General features: G+C 68.4%; 13 protein-coding genes. 8 read left to right on the top strand and 5 right to left on the bottom strand.

The genetic code is table 11. The annotated features are described in order from the left end of the window. Position 1: 1 nt before the first annotated feature. The 4 genes from gatA to AB0N75_RS14020 all read left to right on the top strand — a co-directional run bounded on the left by gatA (position 2) and on the right by AB0N75_RS14020 (position 4,695). The gene (gene gatA, locus AB0N75_RS14035; protein WP_364650946.1) at positions 2–1,504 is read left to right on the top strand and encodes an Asp-tRNA(Asn)/Glu-tRNA(Gln) amidotransferase subunit GatA; all 1,503 of its coding nucleotides are present in this window, start codon (positions 2–4) and stop codon (positions 1,502–1,504) included. Further along, complete coding sequence (gene gatB / locus AB0N75_RS14030) at positions 1,505–3,016, top strand: Asp-tRNA(Asn)/Glu-tRNA(Gln) amidotransferase subunit GatB (RefSeq protein ID WP_364650943.1); 1,512 nt, start codon at positions 1,505–1,507, stop codon at positions 3,014–3,016. Positions 3,017–3,362: 346 nt separating this feature from the next. Then, a complete protein-coding gene (locus AB0N75_RS14025; RefSeq protein WP_364650940.1) occupies positions 3,363–4,250 on the top strand; it encodes an aminoglycoside phosphotransferase family protein in 888 nt (295 codons plus the stop codon). Between the two features lie 67 nt (positions 4,251–4,317). Continuing rightward, the gene (locus tag AB0N75_RS14020; protein ID WP_364650938.1) at positions 4,318–4,695 is read left to right on the top strand and encodes a VOC family protein; all 378 of its coding nucleotides are present in this window, start codon (positions 4,318–4,320) and stop codon (positions 4,693–4,695) included. 73 nt (positions 4,696–4,768) lie between these two features. Here the strand turns inward: AB0N75_RS14020 and AB0N75_RS14015 are convergent, their stop codons facing one another. Then, on the bottom strand, positions 4,769–5,212 hold the full coding sequence (locus AB0N75_RS14015) for a DUF779 domain-containing protein (RefSeq protein WP_364650935.1): 444 nt from the start codon (positions 5,210–5,212) through the stop codon (positions 4,769–4,771). Positions 5,213–5,226: 14 nt separating this feature from the next. Next, on the bottom strand, positions 5,227–6,750 hold the full coding sequence (locus AB0N75_RS14010) for an aldehyde dehydrogenase family protein (protein ID WP_364650932.1): 1,524 nt from the start codon (positions 6,748–6,750) through the stop codon (positions 5,227–5,229). Between the two features lie 241 nt (positions 6,751–6,991). On the opposite strand from AB0N75_RS14010, the gene AB0N75_RS14005 reads away from it, so the two are divergent. Beyond that, entirely contained in the window at positions 6,992–7,534 is a 543-nt protein-coding gene (locus AB0N75_RS14005) for a dihydrofolate reductase family protein (protein WP_364650930.1), read from the top strand. Between the two features lie 42 nt (positions 7,535–7,576). Here AB0N75_RS14005 and AB0N75_RS14000 read toward each other — a convergent pair whose 3' ends face one another. Beyond that, the gene (locus tag AB0N75_RS14000; protein ID WP_364650927.1) at positions 7,577–8,866 is read right to left on the bottom strand and encodes a GAF domain-containing protein; all 1,290 of its coding nucleotides are present in this window, start codon (positions 8,864–8,866) and stop codon (positions 7,577–7,579) included. 90 nt (positions 8,867–8,956) lie between these two features. Continuing rightward, positions 8,957–10,162 carry a cytochrome P450 gene (locus AB0N75_RS13995; RefSeq protein WP_364650924.1) on the bottom strand — a complete coding sequence of 402 codons (1,206 nt, stop codon included), beginning with the start codon at positions 10,160–10,162 and terminating at the stop codon, positions 8,957–8,959. 189 nt (positions 10,163–10,351) lie between these two features. Here AB0N75_RS13995 and tdh point away from each other — a divergent pair, with 189 nt between their 5' ends. Genes tdh through AB0N75_RS13980 form a run of 3 tightly spaced genes read left to right on the top strand, consistent with a single transcriptional unit; the run spans position 10,352 to position 13,715 of the window. Next, positions 10,352–11,398 carry an L-threonine 3-dehydrogenase gene (gene tdh / locus AB0N75_RS13990; RefSeq protein WP_364650921.1) on the top strand — a complete coding sequence of 349 codons (1,047 nt, stop codon included), beginning with the start codon at positions 10,352–10,354 and terminating at the stop codon, positions 11,396–11,398. Positions 11,399–11,409: 11 nt separating this feature from the next. Continuing rightward, positions 11,410–12,627, top strand: a complete 1,218-nt coding sequence (locus tag AB0N75_RS13985) for a glycine C-acetyltransferase (RefSeq protein ID WP_364650918.1) — start codon at positions 11,410–11,412, stop codon at positions 12,625–12,627. Next, complete coding sequence (locus tag AB0N75_RS13980; RefSeq protein ID WP_364650915.1) at positions 12,624–13,715, top strand: FAD-dependent oxidoreductase; 1,092 nt, start codon at positions 12,624–12,626, stop codon at positions 13,713–13,715. The genes AB0N75_RS13985 and AB0N75_RS13980 overlap by 4 nt, the downstream gene beginning before the upstream one ends. 15 nt (positions 13,716–13,730) lie before the next feature. Here the strand turns inward: AB0N75_RS13980 and AB0N75_RS13975 are convergent, their stop codons facing one another. Beyond that, entirely contained in the window at positions 13,731–14,768 is a 1,038-nt protein-coding gene (locus AB0N75_RS13975; RefSeq protein ID WP_364650912.1) for a sialate O-acetylesterase, read from the bottom strand. Between the last annotated feature and the right edge of the window lie 34 nt (positions 14,769–14,802).

Genomic DNA, 14,802 nt, shown 5'->3' with positions numbered 1-14,802 from the left:
GATGAGTGAACTGATTAACCACAGCGCCGCGATGCTGGCGGACCTGCTGGCCGCATCCGAGGTGTCCTCGACCGAGGTGACCCAGGCACACCTGGACCGCATTGCCGCAGTCGACGGCGACGTCAACGCCTTCCTGCACGTGAACACCGACGAGGCACTCGCCGTCGCCGCCGACGTGGACAAGGCCCGCGCCGCCGGCGAAGAGCTGCACGCCCTGGCCGGTGTCCCGATTGCGATCAAGGACCTGATCGTCACCGTGGGCCAGCCCACCACCGCCGGCTCTAAGATGCTCGAGGGCTGGATGAGCCCGTATGACGCCACCGTGATCAAGAAGATCCGGGCGGCGCGGATGCCGATGCTGGGCAAGACCAACCTGGACGAATTCGCCATGGGTTCCTCCACCGAGCACTCGGCCTTCGGCCCCACCCGCAACCCTTGGGACCTGGAGCGCATCCCGGGCGGCTCCGGCGGCGGTTCCGCGGCTGCGGTATCGGCCTTCGAGGCCCCGCTGGCGCTGGGCACTGACACCGGCGGCTCGATCCGGCAGCCAGCCGCGGTGACCGGTTCGGTGGGCGTGAAGCCGACCTACGGCGGAGTCTCCCGCTACGGCGCCATCGCGATGGCCTCCTCACTCGACCAGATCGGGCCGGTCACCCGGACCGTGCTGGATGCTGCACTGCTGCACGAGGTGATCGGCGGGCACGACCCGGCCGACTCCACCTCGCTGACCGATCCGGTGTGTGCGCTGGTCGAGGCCGCCCGCAGCGGCGACGTGCGCGGCATGCGCATCGGCGTGATCAAGGAACTGCAGGGCGAGGGTTACTCCGCCGGCGTGCAGGCCCGCTTCGACGAGGCACTTGAGCTGCTGCGCGGCGCCGGCGCCGACGTGGTGGAAGTGTCCTGCCCGAACTTCAAGTACGCGCTGGGCGCCTACTACCTGGTCATGCCCTCGGAGGCCTCCTCCAACCTGGCCAAGTACGACGGAGTCCGCTACGGGCACCGGGTGCTGCCGGAAGACGGCTCGCTGACCATCGAACGCGTGATGGGTGCCACCCGCGCCGCCGGCTTCGGCGACGAGGTCAAGCGCCGCATCATCCTGGGCACCTACGCCCTGTCCGCGGGCTACTACGACGCGTACTACGGCTCGGCGCAGAAGGTCCGCACTCTGGTGCAGCGCGACTTCGCTGCCGCGTTTGAAACCGCGGACGTGCTGATCTCGCCGACCGCTCCGACCACCGCCTTCAAACTGGGCGAAAAGCTGGACGATCCGATGGCCATGTATCTCAACGACGTGGCCACCATTCCGGCAAACCTGGCCGGTGTCCCGGGCATTTCGGTGCCCGGCGGCCTGGCCGACGGCCTGCCGGTGGGCATCCAGTTCCTGGCCCCGGCCCGTGAAGATGCCCGCCTGTACCGCGCCGGCGCCGGCCTCGAAAACCTGTTGGAAGCCACATGGGGCGGCCCGCTGCTGGCTCAGGCTCCCGCTCTCGGAGGTGTGAAGTAAATGGCTGCAACACAAGAACTGGTCGCCTTCGATGAGGCGATGGAGAAGTACGATCCGGTCCTCGGCTTCGAGGTCCACGTTGAGCTGAACACGAAGACGAAAATGTTCTCGGCCGCTCCGAACGCGTTCGGCGATATACCGAACACGAACGTGTCGCCGGTGGACCTTGGCCTGCCCGGCGTGTTGCCGGTGGTCAACAAGTCGGCGGTGGAGTACTCGATCATGATCGGGCTGGCGCTGAACTGCAAGATCGCCGAGTCGTGCTTCTTCGCCCGGAAGAACTACTTCTACCCGGACACCCCGAAGAACTTCCAGACCTCCCAGTACGAGGACCCGATCTGCTACGACGGGTACCTGGACATCGAGCTGGAAGACGGCGAAGTGTTCCGCGTGGAGATTGAACGCGCCCACATGGAAGAGGACGCCGGCAAGCTCACCCACATGGGCGGCGCCACCGGACGCATCCAGGGCGCCGAGTACTCGCTGGTGGACTACAACCGCGCCGGCGTGCCGCTGGTGGAGATTGTCACCAAGCCGATCGTCGGAGCCGGCTCCCGTGCTCCCGAACTGGCCCGCGCCTACGTGGCCGCCGTCCGCGAGATCGTCAAGAACCTGGGCGTCTCGGATGCCAAAATGGAACGCGGCAACGTCCGCTGCGACGCCAACGTGTCCCTGATGCCGAAGGGCGCCACGCAGTTCGGCACCCGGTCCGAGACCAAGAATGTGAACTCGCTGCGTGCGGTGGAACGTGCGGTCTATTTCGAGATCCAGCGCCACGCCGCGGTGCTGGAATCCGGGCAGAAGGTTGTCCAGGAGACCCGCCACTGGCATGAAGACACCCGGTCCACCACCTCCGGTCGGCCGAAGTCGGATGCCGACGACTACCGTTACTTCCCGGAGCCGGACCTGGTGCCCGTGGTCACCACCGAAGCGTGGATCGAGGAACTCCGTGCCCGGCTGCCGGAGCCCCCGGCCGAACGGCGCAAGCGGCTGAAGGCCGACTGGGGTTACGCGGACGCCGAGTTCCGCGACGTGGTCAACGCCGGCGTGATGGATTCGATCGAGGAGACCATCGCCGCCGGTGCCTCCGCAGCGGTGGCGCGCAAGTGGTGGATGGGCGAGATCTCCCGCCGTGCCAAGGAAGCCGAAGTAGAACCGTCGGAGTTGGGCGTGAGCCCGCAGACGGTGGTGGAACTGGACCGCCTGGTGCAGGCCGGAAAGATCAACGACAAGCTGGCCCGCCAGGTGCTGGACGGCGTGCTCGCCGGTGAAGGCAGCCCGGAAGAGGTCGTGGAGAACCGCGGCCTGGCCGTGGTTTCCGACGATTCGGCGCTGCTGGAAGCGATCGACGCGGCGCTGGCGGCCCAGCCGGAGGTTGCGGAGAAGATCCGTGGCGGCAAGGTCCAGGCCGCCGGAGCCATTGTCGGCGGTGTCATGAAGGCGACCCGCGGGCAAGCCGACGCCGGCCGCGTCCGTGAACTCATTTTCGAACGCCTCGGCGTTCAGGGTTAGTCGGGAGAGAACAAGTGCAGAGTATTGCTCCTGGCTCGTCCCGCGCCGATATCGGCCCTGTGCCCCGGCGCGGCAACCCCGCACGCAGGGGCACGCCCGCCGGCACCGATATTGGCCCCACGCCGCTGACTTAGCGGATCCACGGGCAAAACCCGATGTAGATGACGCCCCTGCCATGACCGGCGGGGGCGTTGTCTTTGCGGTCCTCGAGCGGGCAGGCGTGTCCGGCTGGCCCCGGGCGCTCCCGGATGATCTGATGGAAGTCCCCGCATCAGATCATCCGGCAGGCAATCGCCCGCGCCGCTGGCGGGACCTTGCCTCACGAATGAAGGAAGTACGGAACCAGATGGCCTTGATGCCCGCTGCGGAAATCGACGTCACCAATGATTTGGTGCAGCGGTTGCTGGCCGACCAGTTTCCGGACCTGGCCCGGCTGCCCCTGGTCCGGGTTGCCAACGGCTGGGACAACGTCACGTTCAAACTCGGCGGCGAGCTGGCCATCCGGCTGCCGCGTCGCGAGGCGGCAGCGGACCTGCTGTTGAACGAACAGCAGTGGTTGCCGTCGCTGGCGCCGGAACTGCCGGTCGCCGTGCCCGCCCCGGTGCGCTGCGGCAAGCCGTCGTCGTACTATCCCTGGTCCTGGTCGGTGGTTCCGTGGCTCGAAGGCCGGGCCGCTTGGCGCCTCCGCGCGGAGGAACGGCGTTCGCTGACCCCCGGGCTGGCCGCATTCGTGGCTGCGCTGCACGTACCTGCCCCGTCCGGCGCGCCGCTGAATCCGGTCCGCGGCGTGCCGCTGTCCGCGCGCAACGCGGCCGTCCTGCAGCGGCTGGATTCGGGCGCGGTGCCGCAGACAGAGCGCGTCGCCGCGCTGTGGCGCCAGCTCTCGGGGCTGCCGGCGTGGGACGGACCGGCGCTGTGGCTGCACGGCGACCTCCACCCCGGCAACCTGGTGGTGGACGGCACCCGGCTGGCCGCCGTGATCGACTTCGGCGACATCACCGCGGGCGACCCGGCGACGGATCTGGCCGCCGCCTGGCTGGTGTTCGACGCCGCGGGACGCCGGGAGTTCATCGCTGCGGTCGAATCGCGTACCGCTGTGGCGCCGGAAACCTGGCAGCGCGGCCGCGGCTGGGCGTTGGTGATGGCGACGGCGCTGCTGACCTCCTCCGACGACAACCGACTGCTGCGCGGGGTCGGGGAGCGCGCGCTGGCCGAGGTGCTCTCCGGCAGCTAGCCGCCGGGCCGCAGCCGCAGTAGCATGACCGGACGGCGCAACAGCCTGGCGGAGCAGAGGAGGCACGATGCCCGGAACCGGAGGGCTGCGGCTGCACGCCACCGTCTTGGGCGCCCCCGACCCGCTGGCCCTGGCGGACTTCTACGGCCGGCTTCTGGGCTGGGAGGTTCGCACCAAGGAGCCGGACTGGGTCACCTTGGTCAATCCGAGTGGCGGCCCCGGACTGTCCTTCCAGCTGGAAAACGACTACCGCCGGCCGGTCTGGCCCGAGGAACCCGGCGAGCAACAGATGTTGATGCACCTGGACATCCTGGTCGATGACTTGGCGATGGCCTGCGATCATGCGGAAGCAGCCGGCGCCGAGCCGGCGGCCTTTCAACCGCAGGACGACGTCCGCGTTTACTTCGACCCGGCGGGCCATCCGTTCTGCCTCTTCGAAAACTAGCCCTCTCGAAACCAGCAACGCGCGGCCGCCCACCCGAGGGTAGGCGGCCGCGCGCCGAGGACGCCCGACAGACTCAGCTGTCGAACAGCCGGGAGCGGATCAGGAAGCGCTTGCCCTCAGGTGCCTCCACGGAGAAACCGCTGCCGCGCCCCTGCACCACGTCCACGGTTAGATGCGTGTGCTTCCAGTACGCGAACTGTTCCCGCGACATCCAGAAATCAAGGCTTCCGCGGTCCGGCAGGTCGAACGTTCCCAGCAGCACGTCCGCGTCTGCGGTGAGGAATTCGCCCGCCGGATAGCACATCGGCGAGGACCCGTCGCAGCAGCCGCCGGATTGGTGGAACATCAGCGGACCGTGGGTCTCCCAAAGTTTCTGCAGCAACCCGACGGCCTGACCGGTGAGCGCTACCCGGGAAAAATCCTCCCCGGGCAGCGCTGCCGTGGCCTCGAGCGCCGCCTCGTGGTGTGCAGCGGGCGGGCTGGTTGCACTCTCCGGCTGCGGTGAAGCAGACGCCATGAGCGGACCTGTCTCTAGAAGAAGCCGAGCTTGTTCTCGTTGTAGCTGACCAGCAGGTTCTTGGTCTGCTGGTAGTGGTCCAGCATCATCGAGTGGTTTTCCCGCCCGATGCCGGAGGACTTGTAGCCGCCGAACGCCGCCCCTGCCGGATAGGCGTGGTAGTTGTTCACCCACACGCGGCCGGCCTGGATCTCGCGGCCGGCGCGGTAGGCCACGTTTCCGTTGCGGCTCCACACCCCGGCGCCCAGCCCGTAGAGGGTGTCGTTCGCGATCTCGAGGGCTTCCTCGTAGCCGGCGAACCGGGTGACCGAGACCACCGGTCCGAAGATCTCCTCCTGGAAGATGCGCATGCTGTTGTCGCCCTCGAAGATGGTCGGCTTCACGTAGTAGCCCTCGGCCAGGTCCCCGTCCAGAATGTTGCGCCCGCCGCCGGTCAGGACTTTCGCTCCCTCCTGCTTGCCAATGTCCATGTAGGAAAGGATCTTCTCCAGCTGGTCGTTGGAGGCCTGCGCGCCGATCTGGGTGTCCGTGTCCAGCGGGTTGCCCTGGATGATCGCCTCGGTCCGCGCCAGTGCATCCGCCATGAACGAGTCGTAGATGGAATCCTGCACCAGCGCCCTGGACGGGCAGGTGCAGACTTCGCCCTGGTTGAACGCGAACAGCGTGAAGCCCTCCAGTGCCTTGTCGTAGAACGCATCGTTCTCGGAGGCCACGTCGGAGAAGAAGATGTTCGGGCTCTTTCCGCCCAGCTCCAGGGTCACCGGGATCAGGTTCTGGGACGCGTACTGGCTGATCAGCCGGCCGGTGGTGGTCTCGCCGGTGAAGGCGATCTTGCGGATCCGCGGGCTGGAGGCGAGCGGCTTGCCGGCCTCCACACCGAAGCCGTTGACCACGTTGACCACGCCGGCCGGCAGGATGTCTGCGAGCAGTTCCATCAGCACCAGGATGGACGCGGGCGTCTGCTCCGCAGGCTTAAGCACGACGGCGTTGCCCGCCGCAAGCGCGGGCGCCAGCTTCCAGGTGGCCATCAGGATGGGGAAATTCCACGGAATGATCTGGCCGACCACACCCAGCGGCTCATGGTAGTGGTAGGCGGTGGTGTCGTCGTCGAGCTGGGAGAGCCTGCCCTCCTGCGCGCGGATGGCGGAAGCGAAATAGCGGAAGTGGTCGGCGGCCAGCGGGATGTCTGCCGCCAGCGTCTCGCGGACGGCCTTGCCGTTGTCCCAGGTTTCCGCCACGGCCAGCAGTTCGAGGTTCTCCTCGATCCGGTCGGCGATCCGGTTCAGCACGGCTGCCCGGTCCGCCACCGAGGTCTTGCCCCAGGACGGTGCCGCCTTGTGTGCGGCGTCCAGAGCCAGGTCGATGTCTTCGGCGGTGCCGCGTGCCACCTCGCAGAACGGCTTGCCGGTCACGGGGGAGATGTTCTCGAAGTACTGGTTCTTTACCGGGGCGACCCATTCGCCGCCGATCCAGTTCTCGTAGCGTTGCTTGAAGCTGACCGGTGATCCCTCGGTTCCGGGCTGGGCGTAAACAGTCATCTCGACTCCTTCGGCTTCGGTTCCGGACCACGCCGGTCCGGCAGACTGCACTGTCTGTGCTGATGAGCCTAGGGAAGGCAAGGTTGCATCGAGGTTGCACCGGGCATCCGGCCCGCTACCGCCCGCCTGGCTCGTCAGGTTGAACGTGGACGCATCGGTTCCGCGAAGGTAGCGTGGGGCCACCTCGGCTCTTTCCGGGTGGGGTGCCGCCACGGACACCGGTCAACGAATGGAGAAGCTCATGGGACAGGTCATGATTCATGCGACGGTAACCCTCGACGGCTTTATGGCGGACACCGAGGGCGGCGTTGACTGGATGTTCGATGTGGAGGCTGCGGATGAGGACTCGGCGGTCATGACGAAGATCTGGGAGGAGATAGGCGCGGTGGTGGGCGGCGCCAACAAGACGCAGACCATCGACGAAGGTGAGTTGCCGTACGGCGGCATGCTGAAAGTGCCGGTCTACCTGATGACGCATAGCGAGCACGAATCCGTCGAGAAAGACGGGACGACGTATACCTTTGTGGTCGACGACATCAAACAGGCGGTTGACGCCGCCAAGCAGGCCGCCGGCGATAAAACCGTCAGCCTGTTGGGCGGCAGCATCTCGCGGCAGTGCCTCACGCTGGGGCTGGTGGATGAGATTCAGCTGCACGTGCTGCCCATGCTGCTCGGTGACGGCATCTCGCTCTTCGGCGGGCTGGGCGAACGCATCAATTTGGAGCGGGCGGAGACGGCTGCCTACGCCAGCGAGACCCACCTGCGGTTCCGCGTCGTGCGCTGACCGCCCGCGTTGAGGGAAGCTGACAAGACCCGTTTGAGCCGGTCAGCTGTCCCCGGCCTCCAACTGCTCCAGGCGGGCAACGACGCCGGCCCGCCGCGGTGAGCGCGGCGGCAGGAGGCGGAGCGCAGCGTGCCAGGCATCGCCGTCGTTCTTCGCCTCGGGAAGCTGAAGGTAGCGCATCACCGTTTCCGGCGACGCACTGCTGAGCACCGACTCGCGCAGCGTGGCGCTGACGTAGTGGCGGAAATCGACGATGCCCGGTGCCTCGGATCCCGGAATGATCTGGCCTTGGTAGAGCTCGAGGGCTTGGCGGTATGAGCCGCGGGCCAGGCACTGCAGGGCCCGCTGGGCGTCGACGGCCAGCGGCTGCGTCAGCCGGTATGGCCGCGATTCGGGGACCGCGGCCGGGCTGATGCCGGCCAGCAGTTTGCGCAGCCGGACCATCTCGGCCCGGAGTGTTGCGCCGCGGGCGTGCGGGTTGAGCCGGTCGGCCAACTGCTCGGCCGTCAAACCGGCCGGGTGCAGGGCCATCAGGGTGAGGATCTCGGTGTGCCGCTGGGACAGTTCGATCCGCCGGCCGGCCAGCTCCAGTAGGCCGTGGTCCCGGCCCGTGATGGTGAGGCCGGCGGGCTGTTGCCGGGGCCGGCCGCTGGGCGCCGCCTGCAGGCGGATGATCCGCAGCTCGGCCTCGGCCGCGGCCACCGCCGCCCGGACCAGCGACAGTGTGTGCGGGGCGGCGGCTTCCTCCCCGCCGGTCAGATCCACCACGCCGAGGACGGCGCCGGAATCGGGATCGTGAATGGGAACGGCGGTACAGCTCCACGAATGGACCGCCCTGCTGAAGTGCTCGGCGCCGGCAATCTGGACCCCTTGGCCCAGGGCGAGGGCGGTGCCGGGGGCGCTGGTGCCCACGGATGCCTCGGACCAGTCGGTGCCCGGCATGAACATCATGCCCTCCGCGCGTTCCCGCAGCCGGGTGTCGCCATCCACCCAGAGCAGGCGACCGTGCTGGTCCCCGACGGCCACCAGCATTCCCGCTTCGTGGCTGGGTTCCACCAGCAACCGGCTGAAGACGGGCATGACCGCGGCCAGCGGATGGTCCCGTCGGAAGGCGTCCAGCTCGTCCTCGGCCAGGACCAGCCGGGCCAACGCACGGTCCGGATCCGTGGCGAGCCGCAAGGACCGTTGCCACGAGTCGCGGACCACCGGGCGCAAACCCCTGAGGCGCAGGCTCCCGGAACGGCCGGGCAGCCCGGCCGGATCAAGCCCTTCGTGGGCCTGATAGGCCAGATCCTGTACGGGCCGGGACGCTGGATGGGCGGAGTGCGGCACTGGAGATCCCCCTTGTACCGGATCACTGCCACGGATCTGTGGCAGAAGTCACAGTCTAGCCTGCGGCGGTCGGGACGAGCCAACCGGGGCTCAGGCCGGATGCAACAGCAGGGGGAGCGAGGTGTAGCCCTTGAGCGTGTTGTGCAGATAGGGGACGGGTTCGCCGGTGAGTTCGATCCGCTCCACATGATGGGCCAGCCAGGTCAGGACAACCTGCATCTCCAGCCGGGTGATGGGCTGGCCGACGCAGCGGTGGATGCCGTTGCCGAAGGCGATCATGCTGGCGGCGTCGCGTTCAATCCGGAAGGCGCCCGCATCCGGCCCGAACTGGAGCTCGTCCCGGTTGGCTGAGCCCAGGAACAGCGCCAGCTTGCTGCCGGCCGCCAGGCTGACCCCGGCGATCTCCGTCTCGGCCGACGTGGTCCGGTAGAAGGACTGGAACGGGGACTCGAAGCGCAGCACCTCGTTGATGGCCAGCGGGACCATCTGCGGGTTCTCCCGCAGGATGCGCCACTGTTCCGGATGCTCGGCAAAGAGCTTGAGCGCGTTGCCGATGCCGATCACGGTGGTGTCCAGGCCCGCGGACAGCAGGGCCCTGACCACCAGCGGGGCCATGTCCGCGGGCAGTTCGGAGCGGTCGACGTACTGCCAGAGTTGTTCCCCCATTCCGCCGGGGCTGAGGTTTTCCCGGCGGGTCCGGTCCATCACCCACTCCGGCGTTCCGGCACCTTGTTCGAAGTAGTAGCGGTGGCGTTCGTTTTCCGGGCCGAAGTGGCTGAAGTTCATCGCCCCATGGGTCAGCAGGTTCTCCTCGCGACCCTCCCGTGGAATGCCCACGGCGTCGCCGAACGCCCGGAGCGGGAACACCTCGGCCAGGTCCTTGACGCCGTCGACCGAGCCTCGCGCCAGCAGTTCAGGCAGCAGTTGGCCGGCGTAGGCTTCGAAGCCGGCCCGCAGCGCGCGCGTCCCCTTGGGCGAGATTACTCCGGCCATGGCGTCCCGCATCAAGGTGTGCCGCGGCGGGTCGGATTCGAGGATGCCCTGCGGTCGCCAGTTTGGTTCCTTCAGCAGATCCTTGGGCCCCACGCCGGCGGCGGAAATGAAGGTCCCGTGGTCGGCCAGAATGTCGCGGCACTCGGCGTAGCGCGCGAAGGCCGGCACTTGGTACTTCTCCAGCCAGACCGCTGGGCCGGCCGCTCGCATCCGGCCGAAGAGGTTGTACGGGTCGGCCAGCACGTCATCCGCGTACGGGTCGTCGGTGATCGCCGGAATCGTTTGATGGGTCCTGGTTGCCACGGGCAGGTCTCGCTCACGTCGAAAGGGAAGGAAGAAGTGCTTGCCAGCCAAACTACAGCGCCGCGCGCCGGACGCGTACTGTGACGCGCTCCACTTTGACGGGGCACTTACGTAGAGTTGGCCTAGTGACCCGGACCACCGTCCGGGCGGCCGCGCGAGCCCGGCCGGACCAAGAGATAAGGACAACGCGTGAAGGCGCTCTTCAAGCCCGGCCCACAGGCCGGCTTTGAGCTGGTGGACCGGCCGGAACCGGAACCCGGCTTCGGCGAGGTCAAGATCAAAGTGATGACCACCGGCATCTGTGGCACGGACCTGCACATCCAGGCGTGGGACGACTGGGCCGCGGGCGCGGTGACCAGTCCGCTGATCCCCGGTCACGAGTTCTATGGCGAAGTCGTGGCCACCGGCATCGGAGTACGGGATGTGCGGATCGGGGACCGCGTCTCCGGCGAGGGACACATAGTCTGCGGCACGTGCCGCAACTGCAGGGCGGGCCGGCGGCAGATGTGCATCCGCACGATCAGCGTGGGAGTGCAGCGCGACGGTGCCTTCGCCGAGTACATGGTGATACCGGAAACCAACGTCTGGGTGCACACCGATCCCGCCGTCACACCGGAACTGGGCGCCATCTTCGATCCGTTCGGCAACGCCGTGCACACCGCCCTGAGCTTTCCCCTGGTCGGCGAAGACGTGCTGATCACCGGAGCCGGGCCCATCGGGCTGATGGCGATTGCCGTGGTCCGCCACGCCGGCGCACGCAAGATCGCCGTCACCGATGTGTCTGCGTCCCGGCTGGAGTTGGCCAAACAGATGGGCGCGGACATGTGCGTGGACGTCAGCCAGACCGGGGTGGCGGAGGCACAGCGGCAGCTGGATTTGGCCGAAGGCTTCGACATCGGACTGGAGATGTCCGGCCGCGGCTCGGCGCTGCAGGCGATGATCGACAACATGACCCACGGCGGGCGGATTGCGCTGCTGGGGCTGCCGGCCGAAGAGATCAGCATCGACTGGGCCAAGGTGGTCACGCACATGCTCACGCTGAAGGGCATCTATGGCCGCGAGATGTTCGAAACCTGGTACGCGATGAGCGCCATGCTCTCGTCCAGCCCCGCACTGCACGCGGCGATATCCTCGGTGATCACGGACGTGCTGCCGGCCGCCGAGTGGGAGCGCGGTTTCGAGACCGCCCGGCACGGCGAAGGCGGCAAAGTGGTCCTCGACTGGACCCGGATCTAGGGGAGGCACGCATGTACGGAACGCTGAAGGACCAGCTGACTGCCGAGTTGGCGGAGATCCGCAACGCCGGACTGTTCAAGGCGGAGCGCCGCATCACCACGCCGCAGTCCAGCCACATTGCAGCCAGCGCGCCGGATGGGTCCGCCCGCGAGGTACTGAACTTCTGCGCGAACAACTACCTGGGGCTGGCGGACCATCCGGAGATCATCGCCGCCGCGAAGGCCGCGATGGACGAGCGCGGGTTCGGCATGGCCAGCGTGCGGTTCATCTGCGGCACGCAGGATCTGCACCTGCGGCTGGAACAGCAGGTCTCCCGCTTCCTCGGAACCGAGGACACCATTCTTTTTTCGTCCTGTTTCGACGCCAACGGCGGGGTCTTCGAGTCCCTGTTTGGCCCCGATGACGCCATCATCTCGGACGCGCTGAACCACGCCTCGATCATCGACGGCATCCGGCTCTCCAAGGCGGTCCGCTTCCGCTACGCGAACCGGGACATGTCCGAACTCGAAGCCAGGCTGCAGGAGGCCGCGCAACTGAACGACGGCGCGGGCGCCAGGCGCACGGTCGTCGTCACCGACGGCGTCTTCTCCATGGACGGCTACCTGGCCCCGCTGGAACACATCTGCGAGCTGGCCGGCACCTACGGAGCCTTGGTCATGGTGGACGACTCGCACGCCGTCGGCTTCATGGGAGCCAGCGGGGCGGGCACTCCGGAACATGCAGGCGTCTCGGACAAGGTGGACATCTTCACCGGTACCTTCGGCAAAGCCCTGGGCGGCGCCTCCGGCGGTTACGTCTCCGGGCGCCGCGAAATCGTGGCCATGCTCCGGCAGAAGGCCCGGCCGTATCTGTTCTCCAATTCGGTGGCCCCGGCCATCGTCGCCGCCACGCTGAAGGCGCTGGAATTGGTCGGTGCTTCGGCCGAGCTGCGGTCCCGGCTGCAGGACAACACCGCGCTGTTCCGGCGCCGGATGGCCGAGGAAGGCTTCGACCTGCTGGAAGGCGTCCACCCGATTGTCCCGGTGATGTTCCACGACGCGGTCCTCGCCGGCCGGACGGCCGAGGCCATGCTGGAGAACGGCGTGTTCGTCACCGCCTTCAGCTACCCGGTGGTACCCAAGGACGCGGCGCGGATCCGCGTCCAGTTGTCGGCGGCCCACACGGCGGAGGACATCGAAGCCTGCGTCGCCGCGTTTGTCGCCTCCCGGCGGGCGGTCCAGCCGGCATGAGCGCGATCAGCTGCGACGTCCTGATCATCGGCGGCGGCATTGCCGGGCTGTCGCTGGCCGCCGAACTCGCCGGCCGGGTGCGCGTGGTGCTGGCGGAGGCCGAGCCCACGCTGGGCTACCACACTTCCAGCCGGTCGGCCCGGCAGCTGGTGCCCAGCTACGGCCCGCCGGCCATCCAGCAGCTCACGGTCCGGACCCTGGACCTGCTGCACCACCTCGAAAGCGCGGCCGGCCTGCAGATCCTCAGCCACCGGTCGTTCCTGCTGATCGGATCCGAAGCTGCGGTGAAGAAACACGCGAGCGGCCAGATGGAGTTCATTGACCCGGGCAGCGCGCATGGTCTGAGCCCGGAACTGCGGCCCGGAGCGTTTGAAGCCGCCGGGCTGGACCGGACGTCGTTCGGCTGCCGCACCGACATCCTGCTCGAGCACCACCAGAGCACGGCGCAGGCCGCAGGGGCAGTGTTCCTGACGGAATCCCGTGTCCACGCAGCCCGGCGGCACGCCAGCGGCTGGCAACTGGCCGCGGGCCGGGAGACCATCGAGGCCCCCATAGTGGTGGACGCTGCCGGCGCGTGGGCGGACCAGGTTGCGGCGCTGTTCGGGGCCAAGCCGCGGGGGCTGGTGCCGTACCGGCGGACCGCGGCGGTGGTGGACGTGGCCCGGCCGCTGGCGCCGGGGCATCCCATGGTGGCCGCGGCGGATGACAGCTTCTACTACCGGCCGGAGAACGGCCAGGTGCTGATTTCCCCATCCGAAACCGAGCGGAGCGAACCAGAAGACGCCCGTCCGCGGGAGGCCGACGTGCAGCGGGCCATCGCCCACATCGGCAGGAGCACCACGCTGACCATCACGGGGGTGGCCAAGGCCTGGACCGGGCTGCGGACGGAGCCGGCCGACGGGCATCCGGTGGTGGGTTTCGATCCCGAGGCCGAAGGCTTCTTCTGGCTGGCCGGGCAGGGCGGTTACGGATTCCAGACCTCGGCCGGGATCGCCGAGCTTGCGGCGGGACTGATTCTGGGCGAGCACGACGGCGCCGGCGACGTTCCCGCCGCTCTCAGCCCCCGCCGTCGTAGCTTTCCGCTGTAGCGGGACGGGGCACGGCTAGACGGGCTGTCCGGCGGCCTCCGCCTCGAAAGCGCTGTAGAAGCGCAGTCCCAGTTCCCGGGCGCCGGCGGCGTTGTAGTGGATCTGCCCTTCATCTTGGCCGGTGCCGGAGGGGCCTTCGACGAACGCCGTCCGCGGCCGGAGCGACGGGATGGCGCGGTGGGCGGCATCGATGCCGCGGCGTCCCGGATCGCCGGGGAGCCACTCCGGCACCATGCCCCCGATCAGGAACGGCGCCGGCCCCAGGGCCTCTCGGACCAGGTCGATGATCTGCAACAGTTTGGCCTGGTACCACGTCTGGGAGGAGCCCAACACGGCGTCCGCTTCGCCCTGGTGCCAGAGGACTGCGGCCAGCCGGTTGTGCGGATTCAGCGCCAGCGCGCGGCCGCCGGCCTCCAGCGCGCGATGGAACAGATTGGTATGCGCGCCCGTGTTGTCCGGATCCCAGGCGTAGTCGGCGTTGCCGATGATGGACGTGCCGCCCATGGCCGCGGGCACTAGCAGCACCTTGCGGCCGGCCGGTTGGGCCAGCCACAGCTGGCGGGCGAATTCGAACCCGGGGCCGACGGCGGGTCGGCCCTCCACCCGCACGCTGGCGACGTGGCAGAGCGGTTCGCTGGCCGTGATCACCTGGCCGGTGAGGGGGCCGGACGCGGCCAACTGGTCGATGCCGTCCAGCTCCACATCGATGGCGGGGTCAAACGGCAGCCCGCAGCCCTGCATGTTGGACTGGCCCAGCAGCAGGACCACGTCGTAGCCGGCCTGCCGGGGGTCCACCCGTCCGTTCGGGGCGGTCCGCGCCGCGGCGGTGGCGGAAGGGGCCAGGAGCTGGACCAGCGCTCGATGGGTGGCCGACGTCGGATCGGCGACCAGCCGCGCGAGCTGCTCGTCGCCGGGCACGGCATCCGGGCGCACCGCCGCTGCGGCACCTGCCGTGCCGAGGATCCCGGCGCCGATTCCGGCGGCAAGGACGGGGACGGTCCGTTGCAGCAGCTTGCGGCGGCTCGGCCGGGACTCGGGTGTGTCGGCGCCCATGCGGCAGGTCCTTCTCCGGTGCCGGCCCCCGGTC

The organism is Arthrobacter sp. NPDC089319, from assembly GCF_040684925.1.
Classification (GTDB): Bacteria; Actinomycetota; Actinomycetes; order Actinomycetales; family Micrococcaceae; genus Crystallibacter.
Note: the sequence above shows the minus strand (reverse complement) of the source record. Positions and strands in the feature narration are given on the sequence as shown.

Bases quoted from the DNA above. Each gene is read 5' to 3' on its own strand.
- gatA (WP_364650946.1), top strand. From the start codon at position 2: ATGAGTGAACTGATTAACCACAGCGCCGCGATGCTGGCGGACCTGCTG.
- gatB (WP_364650943.1), top strand. From the start codon at position 1,505: ATGGCTGCAACACAAGAACTGGTCGCCTTCGATGAGGCGATGGAGAAG.
- AB0N75_RS14025 (WP_364650940.1), top strand. From the start codon at position 3,363: ATGGCCTTGATGCCCGCTGCGGAAATCGACGTCACCAATGATTTGGTG.
- AB0N75_RS14020 (WP_364650938.1), top strand. From the start codon at position 4,318: ATGCCCGGAACCGGAGGGCTGCGGCTGCACGCCACCGTCTTGGGCGCC.
- AB0N75_RS14015 (WP_364650935.1), bottom strand. From the start codon at position 5,212: ATGGCGTCTGCTTCACCGCAGCCGGAGAGTGCAACCAGCCCGCCCGCT.
- AB0N75_RS14010 (WP_364650932.1), bottom strand. From the start codon at position 6,750: ATGACTGTTTACGCCCAGCCCGGAACCGAGGGATCACCGGTCAGCTTC.
- AB0N75_RS14005 (WP_364650930.1), top strand. From the start codon at position 6,992: ATGGGACAGGTCATGATTCATGCGACGGTAACCCTCGACGGCTTTATG.
- AB0N75_RS13985 (WP_364650918.1), top strand. From the start codon at position 11,410: ATGTACGGAACGCTGAAGGACCAGCTGACTGCCGAGTTGGCGGAGATC.
- AB0N75_RS13980 (WP_364650915.1), top strand. From the start codon at position 12,624: ATGAGCGCGATCAGCTGCGACGTCCTGATCATCGGCGGCGGCATTGCC.
- AB0N75_RS13975 (WP_364650912.1), bottom strand. From the start codon at position 14,768: ATGGGCGCCGACACACCCGAGTCCCGGCCGAGCCGCCGCAAGCTGCTG.